We start from the raw sequence: 22717 nt of genomic DNA, 5'->3' as shown, positions 1-22717 counted from the left end.
CAGCGCGTAGCACTGAGCCATGAGGCAACGCCACCCAATTATTGCTGCGAAGCGTTTCAGTTTGTCGAAACGGGCTGTTTCTCTGGCTTCAGGACGCCGCGATTGAGGAGTTCTTCGGCAATCTGGATTGCGTTGAGGGCGGCGCCTTTGCGCAGATTGTCGGAGACACACCAGAAGGCGATGCCGTTTTCGACCGTCGGGTCCTTGCGGACGCGGGAGATATAGGTCGCCCATTCGCCCACGCATTCCTTCGGCGTGATGTAGAGCTCGTCTTCAGGATCATCGACCAGCATGATGCCCGGGCTCTCGCGCAGAATTTCCTTGGCTTTCTTGGCGCTCAAAGGGCCGGCCAATTCGACATTCACGGCTTCGGAATGGCCGACAAAGACCGGCACGCGCACACAGGTCGCGACCAGTTCGATGGACTCGTCGAGGATTTTCTTCGTCTCGACGCGCATCTTCCACTCTTCCTTGGTGAAACCATCATCCATGAAAACGTCGATCTGCGGGATGACGTTGAAGGCAATTTCCTTCTGGAAGACTTCCGGGGTCGGCTCGTCATTGACGAATACGCCGCGTGTCTGATTCCACAGCTCGTCCATCGCCTCCTTGCCGGCGCCGGATACGGACTGGTAAGTCGAACAGACAACGCGGGTGATACCGACGGCATCATGCAGCGGCTTCAGCGCCACAACGAGCTGTGCAGTCGAGCAGTTGGGGTTCGCGATGATCATCTTCTTTTCGTAACCCATCACGGCTTCGCCGTTGCACTCTGGCACGACGAGCGGCACGTCCGGATCCATCCGCCATGCGGACGAGTTGTCGATCGTGATCGCGCCGGCTTTGGCAATTTTCGGTGCCCATTCCTTGGCGGTGGCGCCGCCAGCCGACATCAGGACGAGGTCTACCTGTGTGAAGTCGAATTGTTCAATATCGTGGCATTTCAGCGTGCGATCGCCATAGGACACTTCCTTGCCGAGCGACCGGCGGGACGCAACGGCAAAGACTTCGTCGGCTGGGAACATACGTTCTTCCAGAATGTTCAACAGTTCGCGTCCGACATTACCTGTTGCACCGACGACTGCGATCCGAGTGGCCATGATATTTCTACTCCTGAGATTGAACCGGGCTTATGGCGCATCTTCGACGCCATTTAAAGCCTGTTGCCAACGTCTCGCTGCTGAGGCAGACCGGATTGAACCCGGAACTGGGAGCCGCCCTCGTGCTTGATGACGTAATCAACCGCTACCTCGCCTGTTACAATGCCCGTGATATCGACGGAATGCTCGATTGCGTGACGGAAGACGTGGTGTTCGAAAATATCTCCAACACGGGTCAGTCCATGCGTCTGGATGGCAGGGACATGATGCGTCAGGTCGCGGAATTGTCAGGAAATGCCTTCTCCTATCGCCGTCAGCGACTGGTCAACATTGTCAGTGGAGGCAGCAAGGCTGCGGCCGAGATCGAATTTGAAGGCAAGGCCGCCGTAGACCTGCCCAATGGCATCAAGTCCGGCGAGACCGTAAAAGTACGCGGCGCGAGCTTTTTCGAATTTCGCGGCAACCTGCTCTGCCGCATCGCGGATTATAGCTGATCTTCATGCAACAAGCCGCAGACTTCCTCGATGAATCGCTGGCCCTGTCCGAGCTGATCGCACCCCTGTCCGATACGGACTATACGCAGAAAACCGCATTCAAGGACTGGACCATCGACATGGTTCTCCGCCACCTGCATTTCTGGAACACCGCAGCGCTATTATCGGTAAAAGACGAGGCGGCATTTCAAGCGCTTGTATCCGGCCTGACGGACGCGCTCCGCGAAGGCGCACTTCCAGACCATGAATATGCGTACTTCGAGGGCCTGTCAGGCCGCGCCTTGCGGGAGGACTGGCTTGTCATGGCAGACCGTACGGCAGATGTCTTCGCTCAAACCGATCCATCCCAGCGCCTGCAATGGGTGGGCCCAAGCATGAGCGCGCGGTCTTCGATCACGGCGCGACTTATGGAAACCTGGGCGCACGGTCAGGAAGTCTATGACCAGCTGGGCGTCGTCCGTGAGAATAACGACCGTATCCGCAATATCGTGGTGCTGGGCGTGAACACCTATGGGTGGACTTTTGCCAACCGGAAACTCCCGGCTCCGGGGCCGATGCCCTTCCTGTCCCTTACCGCGCCGTCCGGCGAAATCTGGACGTATGGCGAAGAACAAGATGATGAGCGGATTGCAGGCCGCGCAGAAGAATTCTGCCAAGTCGTAACGCAGGTACGCAACGTGGCGGACACAAGTCTTTCCGTATCCGGAAAGATTGCTCAATCCTGGATGACACAAGCGCAGTGCTTTGCGGGCCCTCCGCAGCCGCCACCAGCGGCCGGGACACGGAAGACGCGCATAGCTTAAAGCGCTGCGATAATTGCATCCGTCATCTGGTGAGTCTTGAGCTCTCCCCCAAGATCTCGCGTACGGGCGCCATCTTCCAAAGCCTTGCCCACTGCTGCGAAGAGCCTGTCGGCGATTTTTTCACGCCCCAGAGACCAGCGGAGGGCCATTTCAAGCGACAGAATGGCTGCACACGGATTTGCGATACCCTGTCCCGCAATGTCCGGCGCCGAACCGTGCACCGGCTCATAGAGGCCCGGCGTACCATCCGCCCCAAGGGACGCTGAGGGCAGCATTCCGATGGACCCGGTCAGCATGGCGGCTTCGTCAGAGAGAATATCCCCGAACAGATTACCGGCAAGAATCACATCGAACTGTTTCGGCGCTCGGACGAGCTCCATTGCACAAGCATCCGCATACATGTGGCTGAGTTCGACGCCAGCACCGAACTCGGCATGCGCCAATGTGACTTCCTGACGCCAGAACAGGCCGGTCTCCATGACGTTCGATTTTTCTACCGAACAGACACGGCCGTCCCTGCCACGCGCGATTTCGAAAGCAACACGCGTAACACGTTCGACTTCCGGGTGCGTGTAGATCGACGTGTCATACCCCCGGCGCAGTCCGCCTTTCTCATCAATGCCGCGCGGCGTGCCGAAATAGACACCTCCTGTCAGCTCTCGGACGATCATGATGTCCAGGCCTTCGACCACTTCAGGCTTCAGGCTGGAGGCGCTGACCAATGCCGGGAAACAGAAAGCGGGCCGCAAGTTCGCAAAAACATCGAGGCCTTTGCGCAAAGCCAGCAGGCCAGCTTCCGGGCGCTTGTCGCGCGCCGTACCCGCCCATTTCGGCCCACCAACCGCGCCGAGCAGAACCGCATCCGATCGACGGGCCTGCTCCAGCGTATTCTCGTTCAACGGCGTCCCGTGGGCATCAAAGGATGCTCCGCCAACAAGCCCCTCTTCCAACAGGAGATCTGGAGCCAGAACGTCCACCAGGCGCCGAACTTCGGCCACAACTTCTGGGCCAATCCCGTCTCCTGGCAATAACAGTAAGGTCTGTTTCACTTCCGCGCTCCACTCATGTTCGGACAAAGTTGTTTTGTGGCACCTAGTAGCCACCACAACACAACCGAGCAATACTGTCGCGTGTGGTCGGCGGCCGGGCCAGGTCGACCTGGGAAAGTTGAGCCACCCGAGAGTGGAAGGGCCTACATGCCGGGTTCGCGTGGTATGGGAGTGTAGCGGCTATCAATCTTGTCCTTGAATTCCTTGGCCTGTTCTTCGTTCCGCTCATCTATGTCGGCCCAGGTTGCCTTGTTGTTGCAAATCCGTTTTGGCAGCATCGAGCCGAACTCCTTGATGGAGCGGCACTCTCTTTCGGCGCCTTCCGCCAATGTCATTTCCTCAGACCCGGTTGAACTCGCGCAGCCCGCGAGAGAAACCATCAATCCAGCTGCAAGCACAGAACCCGCAAATGTCATCTTTATCTCCCAAAGTGTGCAATTCAGAACCGCGTCCACCACTAATGGTTGTAACCAGCGGGCGCAACGCCTTCTACGTCTCCACCAAACAAGAACGAAACCCGCTCGTGCGACTCTCAGGTCTCGGGGTCACGCTTTTCTTCGGTTGAGGCGCCCGCTTCGTCGGACGGCGCGGACTGAGCCTCTGGCAGGGTGACATTGACTTCAGGCTGCGTGCCGAATGGATCCGTATGACAGGCCGCGACAGACGCCAGCACCAATCCCCCCAGAATTGTCAGGCTTAATCTCTTCATGACCATCCTCTTCGCTTTCCGGGTCAGCTGGCTTTTTCGAGCCATGGCATGGAGACGCGTCGACGCGCTTCGAACGTGTCGATCTCGCCTGCTGCAGTCATCGAACTGCCAATCTCGTCAAGGCCTTCCATGAGGTTTGCCTTACGGCCTGCATCCACTTCAAACGCATACACTTCGCCATCCGGCCCGGTGACGATCTGGGCTTCAAGGTCCACGGTGAAGACATGGTTCGCCCCCCCCGCCTGATCGGCCAGCTTCTGGCATACGTCGACTGGCTGGCGAACTGGCAAGATGCCATTCTTGTAGCAGTTGTTGTGGAAGATGTCGGCGAAACTCGGCGCGATCACACAAGTTATACCCTGATCCAACAGAGCCCAGGGCGCGTGCTCACGCGACGAGCCACAGCCGAAGTTCTCGCCCGCAATCAGGATGCTCGCAGTGGCGTATTCTGGCCGGTTCAATACGAAATCGGACCGAGGCGAGCCGTCAGACAGCGTTTTCAGTTCGTGGAACAGGCCCTTGGACAGGCCTGTGCGTTCGGTCGTCTTAAGGAACTGCTTGGGAATGATCATGTCGGTATCGACATTGGACATCGGCTTGCCCTTTTCGAGCAGCGGCGCAGCGGTTCCGGTGAGTTGCGTAAAGGCTTTCATGAGGCGTGTCCTAGCGTGAAGAATGCGCGATGAACAGGGTCGGCACGCCCAATGTGCCATCCCTTATAGTGAAAACGGCAGACCCCGGTTTGCGCCCTTTCCGTTGTTCGGAAACATTGAAGCCAGCCTCCGTGAGGCGTGCATGTGCCGCCGAAAGATCATCCACGGTCCATGTCAGGCCCCAGATACTGTCCGGCGCGGCTGGGTCATGATCTTCCCCGAGGCGGTTGATGACCTCAAAGGTCAGCCCGCCTGTGCGGAAGAACAAAAAGCGCGTCTTCCACTCTTCCCGCGTCCGGTCGAGCGCCAGATCCAGCCCCAACCGTGCGCCATAAAGCCCTAATGCCCGGTCGGGATTGGGCGTGTTGATGACAATATGGTCCAGCGATGTGACGCAGCCAGACGGCGCGTCCGCCACGGGCAAGGCTTGTTCCGGCGAGATGATGAAAGTCTTCACGCCAGCAGTTTGCGCGTCCGCGCACCGGAAGCGCGTCCATTTCCGGGTTTCGCCGTTGATTGCGTTTGTGCTGCTTCCATCGCCGATCTCGCCCGGCATCAAGCCACGACGGGTCAGCTTGTGATGCGCGGCGGAAATATCTCCCGTTCCAAAAGCGAGGCTTTTCAGGCCGGGGCCTTCGTCGGAGATGATTTCCCGCAAACGATCGGCCACCGTCCCCTCCCCGTCAGGGGCCATCAGTTCAAGACTGGTATTCTCCAATTGGAAAATGGCTGTTGCGGCACCGTCGGCTGAGGCGCGCCAATCTGCCGGCCGCCCGAGCAATTGCTCATAGACGGCCGTCGCGGAGCTGATCTCCGGACAGACCAGCACGAAATGGTCGAGACCCGTAATCATGCTGATCTAGAGACCCTCAAACAGGGCTGTCGATACATAACGTTCGGCGAAGCTTGGCAGGATGACGACGAGGGTCTTGCCGGCCATGTCGTCACGCGCGCCAACCTTGACCGCTGCAGCCGCTGCCGCGCCGGAGGAGATACCGCCGGGTATGCCTTCGAGCCGCGCAAGTTTGCGGGCCGTTGCAAAGGATTCCTCATTCGAAACTTTCACGACTTCATCAATCAGGCTCGTATCCGCGTTGCCGGGGATGAAGCCTGCGCCGATGCCCTGAATCATATGCGGGCCGGGCTCGCCCCCGGAGAGGACCGGGCTGCCTTCCGGCTCAATCGCCATCATTTTCAGGTCCGGCTTGCGGGCCTTCAATACGCGGCCTGTGCCCGTAAATGTGCCACCAGTACCTATGCCGGACAGGACAGCATCGACCGCGCCGTCTGTGTCCGCCCAGATTTCTTCTGCTGTGGTCAGCTCATGGATGGCCGGATTGGCGGGATTGTCGAACTGGCTTGGCATCACCGCGCCGGGCGTCGCCTCAAGGATTTCCTTCGCCTTCGCGATAGCACCGCCCATGCCCTTCTCTTTTGGCGTCAGGACCAGTTCTGCGCCCAGATAAGCCAGCATCTTGCGACGCTCGATCGACATGGATTCCGGCATGGTCAGTATCAGGCGGTATCCCCGGCTGGCCGCCGCGAAAGCGAGGCCGATGCCGGTATTGCCGGACGTTGGCTCAACCAAAACGCCGCCGGGCTTCAGCTTGCCGTCGGATTCCAGCTGCAACACCATGTTCAGGCCGATCCGGTCTTTCACGCTGGCGAGTGGATTGAAGAATTCGCATTTGAACAGCAGGTTCGCCTTGATGCCTTCGGCCTCGGCGAACTTCGGCGCAGCAACCAGCGGCGTTGAACCAACGGTTTCAAGGATAGATGCATACGTACGACCGCGCGGGCCATCCAGCGAAACATTTCCGGGCAGGCTGACAGTATTGCTCATGGGTCCACTCCATTTGTTGCAGGGCAAGGTTGGCCGGACTATCTGCCCTCACCCTTCGAGAGGCAACTGAAGGATGTGTTTAGTCGGCGGCACGCCCTTTTATGTCTTCAAGTATTTGCCGCCCAATCTCCCTACGCTCTACGTACTTGGCGGCTGCTTTCGAGGTTTTGAACAAATTCCACTTCAGATGAGGCTTAAGATCCGTGACATCGCGCCCAGTCAAATCACAAAAGATCGCCAGATTGAACGCCCACTCGTCCAGCGACAAATAGCCGAATTTCTCACTGGACCACCCCTGGCTCTCGAAATCCTGAGTTTGGATAAACTCGAATGCGGAATTAGCCCCGAATACTCCAAAGCCCAGAAAGACAGACGTGACATCCGTTGCCGGCTCGATCAGCTCCCAGCCGCCTGGTGGGGCTTCCTGAAATCCTTCATTCAGATAGTGACTGAGTTCGTGCGCAAAGGTTGCGATCAGCTTTACCGGTGTATGAACATGGCTCGGATCATACGTAATCTGACCAGAATTTCCGGTGTGGGAGAAGGTTCCTGCCGCTGTCCCCGAATGTTGAACTCTGCCCAGTGTGGATACCCTTCCGGCAAGCTCGGCTTGCGGCACCAATTGGACTGGCCATTCTGACATTCCGGCCAGATCACGCACATGCTCAAATATGAATTCAGCGCGCTCGTGCCCACTCGAATCGGTTGGCGGAAAGAAGTCCGGGGTTGGAAGCACGAGCGGCGTCTCTCGAAGGGCTTCCCGCCCACCAGTGCACTTCAATAGCCATGCCCAACACAGAACATGGAATGCCTCCACATCCTCATCGAGAAAGTGGCTGCGTCCAAACACTAGCCAATCACACCTTGGATCGCGGCGCGCGCTGCGAGGGTAGGGCTCATCAGATGGGTGCGGCCATCGCGGCCCTGGCGGCCTTCGAAGTTCCGGTTGGAGGTGGACGCGCACCGCTCGCCCGGCGCCAGCGTGTCGGGATTCATGCCGAGACACATGGAACAGCCCGGCTCGCGCCATTCAAACCCGGCTTCGAGAAAGATCTCGTCCAGCCCTTCGGATTCGGCTTGCGCACGGACGAGGCCAGACCCCGGCACGACCATGGCACGCACGCCTTCGGCCACTTTGTTGCCCTTGGCGACTTCAGCGGCGGCGCGAAGATCTTCGATCCGGCTGTTCGTGCACGAGCCGATGAAGACGCGCTGCACCGGTGTGCCCTTGATCGGTGTACCACCTTCAAGGCCCATATAGGCCAGTGCGCGCTCACACGCACCTGCCTTGATTGGATCACTGAAATCTTCCGGCTTCGGAATAATACCCGACAACGGAATCGCCTGTTCCGGGCTCGTGCCCCAGGTCAATGTCGGCTCGACCGCTTCGCCCTTGATGTGGACGACTTCATCAAATACGGCATCCTCATCGGAATAGAGCGTCGTCCAAAAAGATTTCGCGACATCCCATGCACCACCCTTGGGCGCGGCCGGGCGGCCCTTGATGTATTCAAACGTTGTCTCGTCTGGAGCCACCAGACCCGCACGGGCACCGCCCTCAATGGCGAGATTGCACAGCGTCATGCGCCCTTCCATGGAGAGGCTCCGAACTGCGTCACCGCGATATTCCATCACATATCCCGTGCCACCGGCCGTACCGATGACGGAAATTATGTGGAGGGCGAGATCCTTGGCGGTCACGCCATCTTTCAGGCTGCCAGATACTTCGATTGCCATGTTCTTGGATTTCTGCGCACGCAAGGTCTGCGTGGCGAGCACATGCTCAACTTCCGATGTGCCGATACCATGCGCCAGCGCGCCGAACGCGCCATGCGTGGACGTGTGGCTATCACCGCAGACAATCGTCATGCCGGGCTGGGTGCGCCCCTGCTCCGGCCCCACGACATGGACGATGCCATTGCGGATGTCGCCCATCGGGAAATACTCGATATCGTGCTCGGCCACATTGCGGGTCAGCGTTTCCAGCTGGTTGCGCGCATCGGGATCTGTCACGCCAGCAAGGCCGGCGGCCTGGTTCTCGGTCGGGGTGTTGTGGTCAGCGACGGCCAGGGTCAGGTCCCGGCGGCGCACGCCGCGTCCGGCCGCTTTCAGTCCGGCAAAAGCCTGGGGCGTCGTCACTTCGTGAATCAGGTGGAGATCGATATAGAGCAGGCTTTCACCGCCCTCATCGGTGTGCACCACATGTGCGTCCCAGATCTTGTCGTAAAGTGTCTTGCCAGCCATGGGGCCTCTTCCTGTCATATCGCGGCGCACCATAGCGGCGCGCGCCCGGCTGGGAAGGGGTCAATTGGCGATTGGCGACTCTTGATCACAGGGCGGAGACAGGCGCACGGCCAGCGCCTTCAGCTCGTCCATCTCGAAATCGCCGGAAACGAGTATTTCACCGCCTGTGATCCGTTCCAGCACTCTGGGAGACATGATGGTTTCCTCGTCCACCCGCAAGGGGAGGACTTCACCCATATTGGCCACCGTGAGGGCTTCCAGCTTGGATGCGCCGGACTCGTCCATACGGATGGAAAGCGCCGGTCGACCCGCCGAATCCGTCACGGCCGAAGCCTGAACCTGATAGGGTGCAAAGCGGGTATCACCGATGAAGAGAATACCCTGCGCTATGTCAGGCGGGCGGCAAGCCGGCATTGTGAGGCGCAGCGTGTCGTCGGCGGGTTCGCAGGCAGCAAGCAATGAAACGGCGAAGAGTGTGAGACAGAGGCGTTTCATGCGTCCGAACGTGCCACAGAAATACCAGCCCCAAAAGTGAAAACGCCCCAACCATGAGGCGGGGCGTTTCTTCAATTCCTGACTGAAGTGTCGGGACGTCTATTCTTCAGCAACGCCTTCGTCAGCGGAGGCAGCCGCAGCGGCCTCTGCTTCAGCGGCAGCAGCAGCTGCAGCCTCTTCAGCGGCTTTCGCCTTGGCAGCCTCTTCGCGAGCCTTGGCAGCAGCTTCCTTGCGGGCGGCTTTCTCTGCATCTTTCTGGCGGCGGCGCTCGGTTTTCGACACGGCAATTTCGACCGTTTCGATGCCGTGGCCGGTGGTACGTTCAGCGATACGGGCAGACTTACCGCGACGATCGCGCAGATAGTAGAGTTTCGCACGGCGCACGCGACCCTTGCGCTTCACTTCGATGCTCTCGATCATCGGGGAAGCCAGCGGGAAAACGCGCTCGACGCCTTCACCAAAGGAAATCTTGCGAACCGTGAAGCTCTCATTGATGCCACCGCCTGCGCGGGCAATACAGACGCCTTCAAAGCGCTGGACGCGCTCACGGTCGCCTTCCGTGATGCGGACGTTCACGGCTAGCGTGTCACCCGGTGAAAAATCCGGGATGTTCTTGTCGCCGACAACGCGGGAAAACTCTTCCGCTTCGAGCTGTTCAATCATGTTCATCGCCTGTCTCCGGCGGTTGTAATTCGTTGGTATCTGAGTAAGCGGCGTATAAATCGGGGCGGCGGTCAATTGTCAACGACTTTGCGCTGTTAAACCGCCATTCTTGTATGCGTTTATGATCCCCCGACAGCAGAACCTCCGGAGTCGGGCGGCCTTCCCACTCCCGGGGCAGCGTATACTGGTCGTGTTCCAGCAATCCGGTCTCGAAAGATTCCTCCTCAAGGGAGGCCTGGTTCCCCGCAACTCCGGGCAACAAACGCACAACCGCCTCGGTCATCGCCATGGCTGCGACCTCACCCCCAGCCAGCACAAAATCCCCGATGGAAACCTCGCGCAAGCCGCGCGCACGGATCACCCGCTCGTCCAGCCCCTCGAACCGGCCACACATCATCACCATGCCCGGGCCGCCTGCCAGGTCCCGCGCCAGTTTCTGTGAAAACGGCTCTCCGCGCGGCGACAGATAGATCAGCGGCTTGCCGTCTGTGTCGATACTGTCCAGCGCCGCAGCCGTCACATCCGGTCGCAACACCATACCTGCGCCGCCCCCCGCCGGCGGGGCGTCGACATTCTGATGCTTTCCGAGGCCGAAATCGCGCAGCTGGACGGTTTCATAGTCCCAGATGCCTTCGCGACGCGCGCGCTCCAGGATGGAGACGCCGAGCGGGCCGGGAAACGCTTCGGGAAACAGGGTGATGAAACTTGCCTTGAACATGCGCCGAGCCTTTAGCCTACCGCGTGCGCTCCGTCACGTCTCGCCAGGCCGTTACCCAAATGGCTAGCCGTCTTCCTGCCCCCCAAGAGAAGAACGCCAAACGACAGCGGTCGACAAAAGTTGACGCATGTGTCATTTTTTTCTGGGAGGAATAAAATGACAAAAACATTGGCGGGTCTCACACCCGAAGAAATTGGCCGTGTCCGCAAGCCTCTGGAACAAGCCTATACCCTGCCCCCAGCCGCCTATCTCGACGAGGATGTGCACGCGCGCGAAACCGACCAGATCCTGCGCAAGAGCTGGCTCCCGCTGGCACGCATCGACCAGATTTCCAATCCGGGCGACTTCGTCTCGCTCGACCTGTTCGGCCAACCGGTCATGGTGGTTCACGGACATGATGGCGAAGTCCGTGTCATGTCGCGCACATGTCTGCACCGCGCAGCCCTGCTGGCAGACGGAAACGGCAATCGCAAGCTATTCACATGCCCCTACCACGCCTGGAGCTATGACACGTCGGGCCAGCTTGTCCGGGCGCCCCTGATGGATGGCGCAGAGGAGTTTGCTGAATCCAATTGCCGGCTGCCCCAGCTCCGCACGGAAATCTGGGAGGGCTTTGTCCTCGCCAATTTCGACCCCGACGCAGCGCCCTTCGCCCCGCCGGTCGAGACGTTTCGCAAGTATTTCGAGAACTTCCGCCTCGCCGACATGAAGGTCGTTCACACGCTCGAATTCGACAGCGAGTGGAACTGGAAAGTGCTGGTGGAGAATTTCATGGAAGCTTACCACCACATCGCCACGCATTCCGAGACGTTCGAGCCCGCCTATCATGCCCGCGACTCCCGCGTGCCGGACAATGACGGCCCGTGGTCCATCCTGCACATGCCAGCGGCCCATGAGGAACTGCCGCCTGGCCTGCCCCCGCTTGAAGGTCTTGAAGACTGGCAGGCGCGCGACCTGTTCGCGACCGCCATCTTTCCGCACTTCCTGCTGGGCATTCAGGGCAGTGTCGTCACCTGGTACCAGGTCTTTCCGCAAGGCGCCGGCAAGTTGCACCTGAAGATCCATATTTGCGTTCCAGCCGCTTACAGCGAGATGGAAGGCTTTGACGAGATTGCGGAAGGCATGGCCCTGATGGTCTCGGCGATCCATCACGAGGATATCGGCGCGAATGATCTTGTCTGGCAGGGCCTCAACGCGCCGATGACACGGCAAGGCCGCCTCTCTCCACTTGAGAAGGCCATCTGGCAGTACAATCAATGGTGGCTCGACAAGATGGAAGCGCCCTAGGCGGCCCCATCCCAATCCGGCCAGTCGCGGAACAGGCCGAACTTGATGTTGGTCACCATGGCATTCGCGCTGAAGTGCAGCGTATCGGTTTCACCGGACCGCGCGGCGGCGGCGCGAAAAGCGGTGTCGAGCTGGGCGAGGTCGCGCGTCTCGATCATGATGTGGAACTCGCGCACATCGTCCGGCCGCAGGCCCAGCTTGCAGCGCATCATGCGCCAGGATTCGATCCGGCCGTCTGACTTCATATGATCCAGAAACGCCGGTAGCGCCTTGGCGAAGGCACGCTCGTCCGTTCCGGGCTTCAGGTCAAACCAGACGTGATAAATATCCATGCCGCGCTCTCCTGCTTGGTCGCCTGTTGCACCTATCGCAACCGGCTGGCAATTGGCATACTCGTTTCATGACGTTCCAACCGGGAGTTTTGTGACATGGGCATCATCGCATCGGTGGCAGCCTTCCTTGGACAGAAACCCCGTACCGCATCGAACCGGAAAGTGCCGGAGGCCTACAAGGCCATGTCCGCCGCCGAACTGAAGGACCGCGCCATGGCCGGCGATGTCCAGGCCGAAACCGCCCTGCGCCAGCGTGCAGCTTCAGCGGGCAAATGAGACTGGACCGCCAAGGCGCCAGCCTCTACTCCAGACCTATGCCCCAAAGCCCCGCCCTCTCCGTCCTGATCCCGTTCTTCAATGAAGAGGGTAATGTGCACCCCGTGATCGACGAGATCCATGAGCAGCTGGCGGGGATCAGTTTCGAGATTGTGTGCGTGAATGATTGCTCGTCCGACGCGACAGAGCAGGAACTTGCCGAAGCGATGGCGAAGCATCCCGATACCGTGGTCGTGTTCAATCATGTCGCGCGCAAGGGGAAGTCCGCCGCACTGTTCACCGGGCTCAAATCTGTGCGCGGCCAGTGGGTACAATTGCTTGACGGGGACGGGCAGAACGATCCGGCGGATACGGCCCGTCTCTGGAAAGAGATCATTGTGCCGGGCGCATCCCCAAGCCTCGGCATCATTGCAGGCAAGCGCAACAGCCGGAATGATTCCGGATTCAAATGGGTACAGTCCCGCGTCGCCAATGGGGTACGCCGCTTCGTGCTTCAGGATGATGCGACGGATACCGGATGCGGATGGAAACTGATCCGGACCGAAGCTTTTCGCGATCTGCCCTTCTTTGCCTCGATGCACCGCTTCCTGCCCGCCCTGATCAAGCGCGCAGGCTGGGATGTGCGCGAAGAGCGCGTGAATGATCGCAAGCGACTGGCGGGAGAATCCAAATACGGATTCCTCGGCAGGCTTGGCGCAGGCATCTTTGACCTGATCGGCATGTTCTGGCTGATCCGCCGGGGCGGATACGGCATCGCGCGCGAATGGCACGACCCGCGCGCGAACTGAGCCGCAACACCCCTAGTCCTTGTGAACTTCTCCACCCCGATTGCGCAGGGCTTTCGGCATATTATTTGACCGTTGCGGTTGCGGACGCGGCGTGGACCGTTGCTGCGGCTTTACCCGAGCCGGTTGGCGCTGAGCCTGTGGCCGGGCTTGCCGTTGCGGCTGTGCCTGTTTGCGCGTCTGCGGGGCAGGACGGACTTGCGGGCGCGCCGGTTGCCTCACCTGTTGTCTGGTCTGCTGTTGGGGACGGATCGTCTTTTGCTGGCGCGTCTGGGTTTGAGGGCGCTGCTGCACCTCACGGCGTTGCGTTTGAGTGTTCCTCAGCGCCTTGGGCCGCGAAGTATTCATGTCCACTTTTTGCCTGGGCCGCGGCGTGGCTATGGGTCGGCGCTCGGTTTGCGCGCGGTTGCGCTGCGTTGCCGCCGGTTGCACCTGGCGCGTCTGCGGTCTCTGGGTGGTCGAACGGTTGGGCTGAATGGTCCGCACATTAGGACGCGGACGGTCTTCAGAGCCAATATTGGCGCGTTGCGGGCGACCTGGCAGAGCGTGTGGGCGACGTTGCTGAGTCACGTCCCGCGCCTTCGGCCCGCCCGCAAGCGGGTTTGCCGCTGTCGGCGCTACTGTCTGCACATTTCCATTTCGTCCGCCGCCACGATTGCCATTCCGGCCATCATCCCGGCGACCGCGGTCTGCGTGACCCCCATCATTTCGGCCACCGCGATCTCCGCGTTGACCATCTCCCCGGCCGCCGCGCGGGCTGTCACCCACCGGCCGAATGGACGAGATGTTGTCATTCAGACGAATACCATTCAGCCGGTCCGTCGAGGCATCGACGATCTGACAGCGCCCTTTATAGTTCGCATGCTCGCAAACTTCCCATTTGCCAGAACGGATTTGCAGCGACGATATATTGTCATTGAAGCGATAGCGACTGAGGTCGGAAACCCCCTTGTTGAGGCCAAGCGAGGCACCTCGTTCATAGGAATCCGTGTAGAGCGTCACCGCGCCATTGCGCGCGCCATAATGCCCTCTCAGCGGGCGCTGTTGCTTGCGGTAATGACGCCCATAGTGCGGATTCGCGCCATGACGCGTCCAGCCGAAGCCATAGGGGCCGTGGCCGAGACGCGGACTGTAATAACCGTGGGATCGATAGCTCGGCGAATAGCCATAATGGTAGACGCTGACACTCGTGCTGGTGCCATAGCCGTGTGAGTAATTGTCGTACCCGTAACGGGCATTGTCAGCATAGCGGATATAGCCCGACTGATCGCGGGTGAACATCAAGCCGTGCTCGGCTTCGGTATACTCGTAAATCGGGCGCACCGACGTTAGTTCGCGATCAAGGCCGTACCAGTCGAGGTCCTGGACATCGCCACGAATGAAGACACAGCGGCCGGTGAAGTCGCTATGCTCGCACAGTTCCCAGGCGCCGGACAGGACCGCAACGGATTGCGCGCGATCATTGAAATAATAGTCGTTCAGGGAATAGACGGAATCGAAGACTTCCCGCACTTCCCCGCGAAAATCCTCGCCGCTGAACAACATCAGGCCCGCCGGTTGTTCATTGCCTTCATACTGCGCGGCTGCAGCGCCCACTACAGTTAGCGGAAGGGCAAGAGCAGCGCCGAAGCGGATTAATCTGGCAAACATGGGCAGTTACCTCGTTCTTAACCTACCCTTTATGACAGGTGGCGTCTGAACAAGCGGCAACATGGGTCAATCAGTGGATTCAGCCTCGTCCCCGGGCGCCGTCCATTCGGCGAGATCCGGAATGATGATGCGGGATGTGGCAAGGTCCACGGTCGGCACATCGGCCAGCGTGAAGGGCACCAGAACCGTATCGCCCCGGTCCGCCAAACGGATTTCGAGCAAATCATCTGCGCCGAAATTCTGCACGGCTTTCACGGTGCCCGCAGGCTCATTCCCGCCCGCGAACACCTGAAGACCGACAAGGTCCTCGATGTAGAACTCGTCGTCATCTGTTTCCGGAAGTTTCGCGCGCGGGACATGCAATAGCGTGCCACGCATCGCGTCCCATTCTTCTTTTTGCTTCTGTTCCTTGGGACGCACAATGAAATGGTCCTTGCCGGGCCGGGCCGATTGCGGCGTCAGCACGGGGTTCCCGGCTTCATCAGTCAGCGCACCATAGGTGAACACATCATCCGGGTCGGCGGTGAAGCTTTTCACTCGCACATCACCGCGTACGCCGTGCGCACCCTTGATAACGCCCACGACGATCTGTCTCTCAGTATTTGATTTCGCGCTCATGCCGCTTCTCTAACGGCCGATTGGCAGAGCGCAAGCGGGCAAGCGCCGTATCAGCGCCAGCCGTCATAGGCGCGGATGGAGGAAATATTGTCGTTCATGCGGATTGGCTTCAAATCACCCGCGCCGCCCTGCAACACTTCGCACCGCCCCCGATAGTTCGCATGCTCGCAGACCAGCCAACTGCCGCCCGTCACGAGGAAGGAGCTTGCGCGGTCATTGAAACGATACTGGCCGAGATCCGGCACATCGTGGCTGATTTCGATGGCCTGCCCGCGCTGGGCAGAATCCTGGAACAGAACAAGGTCACCATACCCTCCTCCGCGACGGCCTTTCCCCGGCCGGTCGCGATAGGCGACAGGACGAAGGGAGGAAACATTGTCATTGAGGCGATATGCGTTCAGGCGACCTGTGCTCGCATCGACGATTTCGCACCGCCCCCTGAAATGGGCGTCCGTACACAGTTCCCATGCGCCAGCGCGAATGGTAATCGACGAGGCTCGGTCATTGAAGCGCAGGCGGGCAAGGTCCGGCTCGGCGCCCTGAATGCGAAGGCCTTCGCCGGAAAAGCCGGAATCAGCGTGAAGCACCACGCCACTCCCACCGCCACGATATGACGTATCATGATAGCGACCCCGGTCTGCGCTGGCAGGAAGGGCGAGCGCCGCAATTCCGAGTGCAGCAAAGGGCAGAGTTCTGAAAAGTTTAGCCTTGGACATCTCGGATCTCCTCTCGTGTCGTGTTCTTTCTAGAGAAAGCGACCTGAACGGTGATTTGGTTCCCTGTTACCCGGCATTCAGCCTCAGGCCTTGCGTCCACGAAAAAGGCCGGCACCCCGCAGGGCACCGGCCATATCCCGAGACTGGCAAGCCAGTCCTATTCCGAAGCAGCTTCCTCAGCGGGCGCTTCTTCAGCGGCCGGAGCTTCTTCTTCAGCCGGAGCCGCAGCAGCTTCAGCCGCCGCTTTTGCCTTTTCGGCTTTCTCTTCAGCGCGTTCCTGAGCTTTCTTGCCTGGCTCACCCTTGTTCGGGTTGTTGCCATGCGCCCATTCTACGAGCGGCTTGCCGTCCAGTTCGATCTTGGACAGGAAGCGTGCAACGCGTTCGGTCGGCTGGGCACCCTTGCGGAGCCATTCGGACGCTTTCTCGGCGTCGATCTGGACGCGGAATTCCGAATCTTTCGGAAGGCGCGGATCGTAGGAACCGATTTTCTCGACGAAACGACCGTCGCGCGGTGCGCGGGCATCCGCGATGACCACGGAATAGAAAGGGCGTTTCTTGGACCCGCCACGGGCGAGTCGAATCTTGAGGGCCATATGTGTATCTCCTGTAAGTCTGGCGTCTCGGGGTGGTAATTCAGTCGTCGGTCTCAAGACCGCGAATGTGCTCATGATGGCGGATGACTTCCGCCACGATGAAATTCAGTAGTTTCTCGGCGAAGGCAGGATCGAGCCCGCTTTCCTGTGCCAACTGGCGCAGGCGGTCGATCTGTCTGGCCTCGCGGTCCTTGTCCGCAGGCGGCATATTGTGCACGGCTTTCAGCTTGCCGACTTCCTGCGTCGCCTTGAAGCGCTCGGCCAGGGTGTGGATGATGATCGCATCCAGATTGTCGATACTGGAGCGCAGCTTGGTCAGCTGCAGCAGGGCGAAGGCGTCGCTTTGCTCATTGGTCATTTCTTTTTCCCTCCGCCGAGGCCGGGAAGACCGCCCATGCCCGGTGGCAGTCCACCGCCACCAAGACCGGGCAAGCCGCCTGCCCCGCCGCCCATCTTGGCAAGGTCACCCGGCGAGATGCCTGCGGCCTGGGCCATGTTCATCATGTTCTTCATGCCGCCCTTCTGGCGCATCTTCTTCATCATGCCGGCCATCTGCTGGTGCATCTTCAGCACCTTGTTGACCTCTTGCACGGTCACGCCAGCGCCAGCGGCAATCCGCTTGCGGCGAGACGCATTCAGGATGGCCGGTTTGCGACGCTCCTTGCGCGTCATGGACAGAATGATCGCTTCCTGGCGCTTCAGCACATTGTCGTCGAGATTGGCCGAATCCATCGCGGCCTTTGCCTTGCGCGCGCCGGGCAACATGCCCATCAGGCCGCCAAGACCGCCCATGCGCTGCATCTGACGGAACTGGTCGGCCATATCCTCAAGGTCGAATTCGCCCTTGCGGAGTTTCTCCGCCATGCGCTCGGCCTTTTCGGCGTCCATCTGCTCGGCGGCCTTCTCGACCAGCGAGACAATATCGCCCTGTCCGAGAATCCGGCCAGCCACGCGCTTGGCATCGAAGGCATCAAGGCCATCGAGCTTTTCGCCGACGCCCATGAACTTGATCGGCAGACTCGTAACGGCGCGCATGGAAAGCGCCGCGCCGCCGCGGCCATCGCCATCCATCCGTGTCAGGACAAGGCCGGTCAGCGGCAGGCGAGCATGGAAGCGGCTGGCGGTTTCGACGGCGTCCTGGCCCGTAAGGGCATCAGCCACGAGCAGCGTTTCAGACGGGTTCGCGATCTGCGCGATCTCCGCCACTTCATTCATCATCTGCTCGTCGATCGTCGTGCGACCGGCCGTATCGAGGATGAGGACGTCATAGCCGCTGATCTTCGCGGCGTTCAGGGCGCGACGGGCAATATCAGCCGGCAACTGGCCCTGAATGATCGGCAGGGCGCTGACATTTTCGTTGCACTGGTCGGCAAGGATCGCGAGCTGTTCCATCGCGGCCGGACGGCGCGTATCAAGCGAGGCGAGCAGGACGCGCTTGCGTTCCTTTTCCGACAGGCGCTTGGCGAGCTTGCCGGTCGTGGTCGTCTTACCGGAGCCTTGCAGACCAGCCATCATGATAATGGCCGGCGGGCTGTCGATGCGCAGGCTGGTATCGGCCTCTTCGCCGCCGAGCATCTCGACAAGGCCGTCATAAACAATCTTGATGACTTGCTGACCGGGCTTGACCGAACGAATGACTTCCTCGCCCACCGCGCGGGCGCGCACGCTGTCGATGAAATCCTTCACGACAGGCAGGGCGACGTCCGCCTCGAGCAAGGCGACCCGAATCTCGCGCAGGGCCGCGTTCACGTCCTTTTCGGACAGTGCACCGCGACCGGTCAGGCCGTCGAAAATTCCTCCAAGGCGTTCGCTCAGCGTGTCGAACATCTTTGTCGCTCCTTTGCCGTTTGCCAGATGTGTCTGACATAGGCGATCAAACCCATTGCACAAAGCAGAAGAGCCCCGCTGAGCGACACTTCGCCGGGCGGGGGGCCTCGCTGACCTCATGGATCAGTCAAAGCGCGCTTTTCAAATTTGCGCAGATGTTGGCGCGCCTAAAGCATGCGGGAGCCGCGGCGTCAAGCGAGCTGAAGCGCGCGCACCCGGTCTCGCAACACGGCAATCGCCGCCTTGATCTCGTCTCCGACCAGGCTGAGGACAACCATATTGGCCCATGTGCCCCCGGCCGTACGCATATAGTTCCGGATCAAGCCCTCGCGCTGGGCGCCCATTTTGCTGAAGGCACGAATGGCGCGCTCATTCTGTTCCGGTACGAAATACGAAATTCGCCGGAAGCGCGCCTCATGGGCGCGAGTCAGAAGCGCCAGTTGCGTTGCGGGCACAATGGCTGTGCCGCGATACTTCTCTGGATGCCAGACAAAGCCGATTTCGAGCCGGCGATGCGTGCGCGACACCCGCTCGAATGCGGCAAGACCCGCAAACTCACCTGTCGCCTTGTCGACCACATAGAAAGGATGGAAGGCGTCCGTCCCTTTCATGTCCAGACTATGGTCCATATACGCTTCGAGGCTGGTGCCAGTGGGCATTACGGGCATCCACTGCCACATGGATTCAGCCACCGGAGTCGCCAGCACGACCTCTTTATGGTCCGCCGTGAGCGTATCCAGGCGAACAACGTCATTTTCCGGGGGCGGCTCCGCAAGGTTCATGATTTAGATCATTAGGCCGGAGACTGATCGAGGCAAGAAAAACCGAAGTCAGGAGTTCCAGTTCTATTTTCAGACCCGATAAAAGTTCCTATTTGGAACCTTCTTGTCAATTTGTCCGGCCTAGCCGCTTGGTCAGGTAGGTGAATTCCAGAGCAGACCGCTTGGCGCGCTCCTTCTGGTTCGCCGCTGCCGAATGCCCGCCATCAATGTTCTCATAATAGTAGAATGGCAGGCCCGCCGCCTCAAACTTCGCGGCCATCTTGCGCGCGTGACCGGGATGGACGCGATCATCCTTGGTCGAGGTAACGAAGAAGGGCACCGGATAGTCCTTCGTGGCATCAAAGTTCTGGTAGGGCGAAATCGTCTCAAGAAAAGCCCGTTCGTCCGGCACTTCCGGCGATCCGTATTCATCTACCCACGACGCGCCTGCCAGCAATAAGTGGTAACGCATCATGTCGAGCAGCGGCACCTGCACGACGACCGCGTTCCAGAGGTCTGGCCGCTGGTTCAGCATGACGCCCATGAGCAGGCCACCATTTGAGCCACCCATGATGCCGAGATGCTCCGGTGATGTAACGCCTCGTTCAATCAGGTCCTCACCGACCGAAATGAAGTCATCATAGATTCGCTTGCGATTCTGCTTCAGGCCAGCCTGATGCCACTCGGGGCCGAACTCGCCCCCGCCGCGGATGTTCGCCAACACATAAGCACCCCCCTGTTCCAGCCACAGACGACCTGTGACAGCGCTGTAGGACGGATTCAGCGAGACCTGGAACCCGCCATACCCGTATAGAAGCGTCGGCGTGGAACCGTCGAGCGGCAGATCTGCTTTGCTTACGAGGAAATAAGGCACGCGCGTGCCGTCCTTCGACGTCGCAAAATGCTGCGTAACACTCAGGCCTGTTGCATCAAATTTCGGCGGCAGACTCTTGAGGGTTTTTACGTCCCCCGTCGAGGCACTGTAGGAGAGCAGCGAATCTGGCGTCAGGAAATCCTCATAGTTGATGAAGACCGTATCCTCTTCGTCGCTGGCAAATGCGACGCTGGCCTGGCCCGTGCCGGGAAGGGAAATGGGTTCCAGCATCCAGCCGGCATCGCTCGCGGTGGCGCGCATGACCTTGCCAACCGCCGTATCACCTACCCCCAGAAGCAGGGCGCCCTTTGCAGTGGACACGCCTTTCAAGGCCTGCGTTTCGCTCGGGTGAAACACAAGTGAAACCGGCGGCAATGCGCGGGTCTCCATGAAGGTCTCGACATCGAAGGCGACCAGATCACCGGATTTGAATGTCGTTTCCTGACCCGTCGGAGTCCAATCCTGCTTCAAAGAAACAAGCAATCGGCCTTCATGGATTCCTTCTGGTGAAGACTTTGGCGGGATAGGCCACTGCACCGGCTCGCTCTCTCCATTGGGGAACCACCAGTAGCGCGTCGTGAAGAACGTGTCGGCCTGAGCCGCGCCCTGCAGAATGCGCCCATCCTCAAGCTCCAGCGTCATTGGCCAGACGCCGACATCATCCCCCTCGCCGCGGATCACCTCTTCGGCGGCGTCCAGTGGCGTACCGCGGTCCCAGCGTTTCACGATGAAAGGATAGCCGGACGCGGTCAGTGTTTCCTCGCCCCAATCGGTTGCGATCAACAAAGTGTCAGGGCTGGCCCAGGCACCGCCCTGCTTGGCCTCTGGCGTGACGAAGCCGTCATCAACGAATTGCTTGGTCGCAAGATCGAATTCGCGGCGGACAATCGCGTCCTTGCCGCCATTCGACAGGGAGATCATGCATTTGTAGCCAATATCGCTGCCCTTGGGCCGGAAACAGTCTGCGCCCTTGTAGACCCAGTTCTTGCCTTCTTCTTCCGCAAGCTTGTCGAAATCGAGAATGGTTTCCCACTCCGGCGTGTCACTGGCATAACTTTCCAGCGTTGTCCGACGCCACAGACCGCGCACATGCGTTTCGTCCTGCCAGAAATTGTAGACCATCCCGTCACGAATTGATCCGTAGGGAATACGCTCTGCCGAGGTCAGCGCCTCGATCGCGGCCGCCTCATATCCCGCATAATCAGGATCTGCCTTCAGCTCTTTCAGCGAGCGGTCATTCTGATTGCGCACCCAGTCAAGCGCTGCCTCACCTTCAACTTCTTCCAGCCAGAGATAGGGGTCTTCTGCAGTTGCCTCAGAAACCTGGGGTGGGGGAAGTGTGTCTGCCAAGGGAGTCTCCGTTGGTGTTTGTGTTCCACAGGCCGCGAGGGCCAAAAAGCTGAGCGGAGCGAAAATCTTGCGCATGGTATCTCCATGAAAGACAAATCTTGTCAGGTATCTGGGCAAAGCGACAAATTCCGCCCACCCTTATCAACTTAAATCGTCAAACGTCGCTGCCAAGCGCGGCACTCTGTCATGCGAACGGCTTATTCAATGCGCTCGAAGGTGACACTTTCGACCAGAAGGGCTCGTGACTTTTCAGGCACAACCGGACGTATGGCAAAATAATCGAAGCCCTGATCTCCAATATGTTCCGGAACGACATATTCGAAACTGAAATTCTCAAAACCCGAAACAAGGTCAAAAACCTGCCAGCCGGAATCGCCTTCCCGACCCACGGAATAGTTCACCTTGGCCTGCATGGCGCCGCGTTGATCTGCCGGACGCATGCGGACGGTGCAGCGAACGCGGCGCCCCGAGAATTGCACTTCAAGATCACTGGCGAGGCGGAAATGCGGGCCGTCTTCGGGCTCGGGCCCAAGCAAGCCGGCCTGGGCTTCGATATAGAGCAAATAGTCGTCGCCCCGATTGCGCACGAGCTCGGTCGTGGCGTCGCCGCCGGCAAGAATCTTGTTCAGAAATTGCCCGCTGACCGTGACGCGATCATAATTGGTGCCATCGCCCGTTATGGGGCCATCCGGCAAGCGGCCAATAGCGGGCCAGATGGCCAGCACAACCATGCCGACCACCAGCAGGAAGGCCAGAGGGAAGAAGATCCGGTCTTTCATGAACGAGGAGCTCTTTCACAGTTCGGCGGTGGCACCCGCTAGCCAAGGACTGGCACTCCTGTTAGCAGGAAGCTGGGTGGTTTGGCGAGCCGTAGA

27 protein-coding genes are annotated in these 22717 nt (G+C 59.7%); 5 read left to right on the top strand and 22 right to left on the bottom strand.

Annotated features, from left to right (window positions below; genetic code table 11):
- Nucleotides 1-56: 56 nt before the first annotated feature.
- On the bottom strand, nt 57-1100 hold the full coding sequence (locus B3527_RS14540; RefSeq protein WP_206991815.1) for an aspartate-semialdehyde dehydrogenase: 1044 nt from the start codon (nt 1098-1100) through the stop codon (nt 57-59).
- A gap of 122 nt (nt 1101-1222) precedes the next feature.
- On the opposite strand from B3527_RS14540, the gene B3527_RS14535 reads away from it, so the two are divergent.
- Both B3527_RS14535 and B3527_RS14530 read left to right on the top strand, forming a co-directional pair.
- On the top strand, nt 1223-1594 hold the full coding sequence (locus B3527_RS14535; RefSeq protein WP_290480951.1) for a nuclear transport factor 2 family protein: 372 nt from the start codon (nt 1223-1225) through the stop codon (nt 1592-1594).
- Nucleotides 1595-1599: 5 nt separating this feature from the next.
- Nucleotides 1600-2397: a TIGR03084 family metal-binding protein gene (locus B3527_RS14530; protein ID WP_290480336.1), complete on the top strand. Its 798-nt coding sequence runs from the start codon at nt 1600-1602 to the stop codon at nt 2395-2397.
- On the opposite strand, the gene leuB is transcribed toward B3527_RS14530, so the two are convergent.
- The 11 genes from leuB to trmD all read right to left on the bottom strand — a co-directional run bounded on the left by leuB (nt 2394) and on the right by trmD (nt 10771).
- Nucleotides 2394-3446 carry a 3-isopropylmalate dehydrogenase gene (gene leuB / locus B3527_RS14525; protein WP_290480335.1) on the bottom strand — a complete coding sequence of 351 codons (1053 nt, stop codon included), beginning with the start codon at nt 3444-3446 and terminating at the stop codon, nt 2394-2396. The genes B3527_RS14530 and leuB overlap by 4 nt on opposite strands.
- Before the next feature lie 143 nt (nt 3447-3589).
- Nucleotides 3590-3862, bottom strand: a complete 273-nt coding sequence (locus tag B3527_RS14520) for a hypothetical protein (RefSeq protein ID WP_290480334.1) — start codon at nt 3860-3862, stop codon at nt 3590-3592.
- A 116-nt stretch (nt 3863-3978) separates the two neighbouring features.
- Nucleotides 3979-4155, bottom strand: a complete 177-nt coding sequence (locus B3527_RS14515; RefSeq protein WP_290480333.1) for a hypothetical protein — start codon at nt 4153-4155, stop codon at nt 3979-3981.
- Between the two features lie 23 nt (nt 4156-4178).
- Complete coding sequence (gene leuD / locus B3527_RS14510; RefSeq protein ID WP_290480332.1) at nt 4179-4808, bottom strand: 3-isopropylmalate dehydratase small subunit; 630 nt, start codon at nt 4806-4808, stop codon at nt 4179-4181.
- Nucleotides 4809-4818: 10 nt separating this feature from the next.
- Nucleotides 4819-5661 (bottom strand): VOC family protein, encoded by an 843-nt coding sequence (locus tag B3527_RS14505; protein WP_290480331.1) that lies wholly within the window; start codon nt 5659-5661, stop codon nt 4819-4821.
- Between the two features lie 6 nt (nt 5662-5667).
- Complete coding sequence (gene cysK, locus B3527_RS14500; protein WP_290480330.1) at nt 5668-6651, bottom strand: cysteine synthase A; 984 nt, start codon at nt 6649-6651, stop codon at nt 5668-5670.
- 79 nt (nt 6652-6730) lie between these two features.
- A complete protein-coding gene (locus tag B3527_RS14495; RefSeq protein ID WP_290482074.1) occupies nt 6731-7501 on the bottom strand; it encodes a hypothetical protein in 771 nt (256 codons plus the stop codon).
- Entirely contained in the window at nt 7501-8895 is a 1395-nt protein-coding gene (leuC, locus tag B3527_RS14490) for a 3-isopropylmalate dehydratase large subunit (RefSeq protein ID WP_290480329.1), read from the bottom strand. Before leuC ends, B3527_RS14495 begins: the two co-directional genes overlap by 1 nt.
- A gap of 60 nt (nt 8896-8955) precedes the next feature.
- Complete coding sequence (locus tag B3527_RS14485) at nt 8956-9390, bottom strand: SecDF P1 head subdomain-containing protein (protein WP_156947948.1); 435 nt, start codon at nt 9388-9390, stop codon at nt 8956-8958.
- A 99-nt stretch (nt 9391-9489) separates the two neighbouring features.
- A complete protein-coding gene (gene rplS, locus B3527_RS16875; protein ID WP_349677826.1) occupies nt 9490-10059 on the bottom strand; it encodes a 50S ribosomal protein L19 in 570 nt (189 codons plus the stop codon).
- Complete coding sequence (trmD, locus tag B3527_RS14475) at nt 10046-10771, bottom strand: tRNA (guanosine(37)-N1)-methyltransferase TrmD (RefSeq protein ID WP_206991804.1); 726 nt, start codon at nt 10769-10771, stop codon at nt 10046-10048. Before trmD ends, rplS begins: the two co-directional genes overlap by 14 nt.
- A 156-nt stretch (nt 10772-10927) precedes the next feature.
- Between trmD and B3527_RS14470 the strand changes: the two genes are divergently transcribed.
- Nucleotides 10928-12058: an aromatic ring-hydroxylating oxygenase subunit alpha gene (locus tag B3527_RS14470; protein ID WP_290480328.1), complete on the top strand. Its 1131-nt coding sequence runs from the start codon at nt 10928-10930 to the stop codon at nt 12056-12058.
- Here the strand turns inward: B3527_RS14470 and B3527_RS14465 are convergent.
- On the bottom strand, nt 12055-12390 hold the full coding sequence (locus B3527_RS14465; RefSeq protein WP_206991802.1) for a DUF6614 family protein: 336 nt from the start codon (nt 12388-12390) through the stop codon (nt 12055-12057). The genes B3527_RS14470 and B3527_RS14465 overlap by 4 nt on opposite strands.
- A 96-nt stretch (nt 12391-12486) precedes the next feature.
- Here B3527_RS14465 and B3527_RS14460 point away from each other — a divergent pair, with 96 nt between their 5' ends.
- Entirely contained in the window at nt 12487-12666 is a 180-nt protein-coding gene (locus B3527_RS14460; RefSeq protein ID WP_290480327.1) for a hypothetical protein, read from the top strand.
- A complete protein-coding gene (locus B3527_RS14455) occupies nt 12663-13454 on the top strand; it encodes a glycosyltransferase family 2 protein (protein ID WP_290480947.1) in 792 nt (263 codons plus the stop codon). The genes B3527_RS14460 and B3527_RS14455 overlap by 4 nt, the downstream gene beginning before the upstream one ends.
- Nucleotides 13455-13466: 12 nt before the next feature.
- Here the strand turns inward: B3527_RS14455 and B3527_RS14450 are convergent, their stop codons facing one another.
- From B3527_RS14450 to B3527_RS14410, 9 genes are all read right to left on the bottom strand, one after another.
- Nucleotides 13467-15101 (bottom strand): beta/gamma crystallin-related protein, encoded by a 1635-nt coding sequence (locus B3527_RS14450; RefSeq protein ID WP_290480325.1) that lies wholly within the window; start codon nt 15099-15101, stop codon nt 13467-13469.
- A gap of 66 nt (nt 15102-15167) precedes the next feature.
- Entirely contained in the window at nt 15168-15719 is a 552-nt protein-coding gene (gene rimM, locus B3527_RS14445) for a ribosome maturation factor RimM (RefSeq protein WP_290480324.1), read from the bottom strand.
- Between the two features lie 50 nt (nt 15720-15769).
- Nucleotides 15770-16435 (bottom strand): beta/gamma crystallin-related protein, encoded by a 666-nt coding sequence (locus B3527_RS14440; protein ID WP_290480323.1) that lies wholly within the window; start codon nt 16433-16435, stop codon nt 15770-15772.
- A gap of 157 nt (nt 16436-16592) precedes the next feature.
- A complete protein-coding gene (gene rpsP / locus B3527_RS14435; RefSeq protein ID WP_206991797.1) occupies nt 16593-17030 on the bottom strand; it encodes a 30S ribosomal protein S16 in 438 nt (145 codons plus the stop codon).
- A gap of 40 nt (nt 17031-17070) precedes the next feature.
- Entirely contained in the window at nt 17071-17388 is a 318-nt protein-coding gene (locus B3527_RS14430; RefSeq protein ID WP_206991796.1) for a chorismate mutase, read from the bottom strand.
- On the bottom strand, nt 17385-18857 hold the full coding sequence (gene ffh, locus B3527_RS14425) for a signal recognition particle protein (protein ID WP_206991795.1): 1473 nt from the start codon (nt 18855-18857) through the stop codon (nt 17385-17387). Before ffh ends, B3527_RS14430 begins: the two co-directional genes overlap by 4 nt.
- A 191-nt stretch (nt 18858-19048) precedes the next feature.
- Nucleotides 19049-19639, bottom strand: coding sequence for a GNAT family N-acetyltransferase (locus tag B3527_RS14420; protein WP_034817254.1), 591 nt, complete (start codon nt 19637-19639; stop codon nt 19049-19051).
- Between the two features lie 106 nt (nt 19640-19745).
- Nucleotides 19746-21842: a prolyl oligopeptidase family serine peptidase gene (locus tag B3527_RS14415; RefSeq protein WP_290480322.1), complete on the bottom strand. Its 2097-nt coding sequence runs from the start codon at nt 21840-21842 to the stop codon at nt 19746-19748.
- A 197-nt stretch (nt 21843-22039) separates the two neighbouring features.
- Nucleotides 22040-22621 (bottom strand): hypothetical protein, encoded by a 582-nt coding sequence (locus tag B3527_RS14410; RefSeq protein WP_206991793.1) that lies wholly within the window; start codon nt 22619-22621, stop codon nt 22040-22042.
- Nucleotides 22622-22717 lie beyond the last annotated feature (96 nt).

It is taken from the genome of Hyphomonas sp. UBA4505, from assembly GCF_002388685.1.
In the GTDB taxonomy this organism is placed as follows: domain Bacteria; phylum Pseudomonadota; class Alphaproteobacteria; order Caulobacterales; family Hyphomonadaceae; genus Hyphomonas.
Note: the sequence above shows the minus strand (reverse complement) of the source record. Positions and strands in the feature narration are given on the sequence as shown.

Bases quoted from the DNA above. Each gene is read 5' to 3' on its own strand.
- B3527_RS14540 (WP_206991815.1), bottom strand. From the start codon at position 1,100: ATGGCCACTCGGATCGCAGTCGTCGGTGCAACAGGTAATGTCGGACGC.
- B3527_RS14530 (WP_290480336.1), top strand. From the start codon at position 1,600: ATGCAACAAGCCGCAGACTTCCTCGATGAATCGCTGGCCCTGTCCGAG.
- B3527_RS14520 (WP_290480334.1), bottom strand. From the start codon at position 3,862: ATGACATTTGCGGGTTCTGTGCTTGCAGCTGGATTGATGGTTTCTCTC.
- B3527_RS14515 (WP_290480333.1), bottom strand. From the start codon at position 4,155: ATGAAGAGATTAAGCCTGACAATTCTGGGGGGATTGGTGCTGGCGTCT.
- leuD (WP_290480332.1), bottom strand. From the start codon at position 4,808: ATGAAAGCCTTTACGCAACTCACCGGAACCGCTGCGCCGCTGCTCGAA.
- B3527_RS14505 (WP_290480331.1), bottom strand. From the start codon at position 5,661: ATGATTACGGGTCTCGACCATTTCGTGCTGGTCTGTCCGGAGATCAGC.
- cysK (WP_290480330.1), bottom strand. From the start codon at position 6,651: ATGAGCAATACTGTCAGCCTGCCCGGAAATGTTTCGCTGGATGGCCCG.
- leuC (WP_290480329.1), bottom strand. From the start codon at position 8,895: ATGGCTGGCAAGACACTTTACGACAAGATCTGGGACGCACATGTGGTG.
- B3527_RS14485 (WP_156947948.1), bottom strand. From the start codon at position 9,390: ATGAAACGCCTCTGTCTCACACTCTTCGCCGTTTCATTGCTTGCTGCC.
- rplS (WP_349677826.1), bottom strand. From the start codon at position 10,059: ATGAACATGATTGAACAGCTCGAAGCGGAAGAGTTTTCCCGCGTTGTC.
- trmD (WP_206991804.1), bottom strand. From the start codon at position 10,771: ATGTTCAAGGCAAGTTTCATCACCCTGTTTCCCGAAGCGTTTCCCGGC.
- B3527_RS14470 (WP_290480328.1), top strand. From the start codon at position 10,928: ATGACAAAAACATTGGCGGGTCTCACACCCGAAGAAATTGGCCGTGTC.
- B3527_RS14465 (WP_206991802.1), bottom strand. From the start codon at position 12,390: ATGGATATTTATCACGTCTGGTTTGACCTGAAGCCCGGAACGGACGAG.
- B3527_RS14460 (WP_290480327.1), top strand. From the start codon at position 12,487: ATGGGCATCATCGCATCGGTGGCAGCCTTCCTTGGACAGAAACCCCGT.
- B3527_RS14455 (WP_290480947.1), top strand. From the start codon at position 12,663: ATGAGACTGGACCGCCAAGGCGCCAGCCTCTACTCCAGACCTATGCCC.
- B3527_RS14450 (WP_290480325.1), bottom strand. From the start codon at position 15,101: ATGTTTGCCAGATTAATCCGCTTCGGCGCTGCTCTTGCCCTTCCGCTA.
- rimM (WP_290480324.1), bottom strand. From the start codon at position 15,719: ATGAGCGCGAAATCAAATACTGAGAGACAGATCGTCGTGGGCGTTATC.
- B3527_RS14440 (WP_290480323.1), bottom strand. From the start codon at position 16,435: ATGTCCAAGGCTAAACTTTTCAGAACTCTGCCCTTTGCTGCACTCGGA.
- rpsP (WP_206991797.1), bottom strand. From the start codon at position 17,030: ATGGCCCTCAAGATTCGACTCGCCCGTGGCGGGTCCAAGAAACGCCCT.
- B3527_RS14430 (WP_206991796.1), bottom strand. From the start codon at position 17,388: ATGACCAATGAGCAAAGCGACGCCTTCGCCCTGCTGCAGCTGACCAAG.
- ffh (WP_206991795.1), bottom strand. From the start codon at position 18,857: ATGTTCGACACGCTGAGCGAACGCCTTGGAGGAATTTTCGACGGCCTG.
- B3527_RS14420 (WP_034817254.1), bottom strand. From the start codon at position 19,639: ATGAACCTTGCGGAGCCGCCCCCGGAAAATGACGTTGTTCGCCTGGAT.
- B3527_RS14410 (WP_206991793.1), bottom strand. From the start codon at position 22,621: ATGAAAGACCGGATCTTCTTCCCTCTGGCCTTCCTGCTGGTGGTCGGC.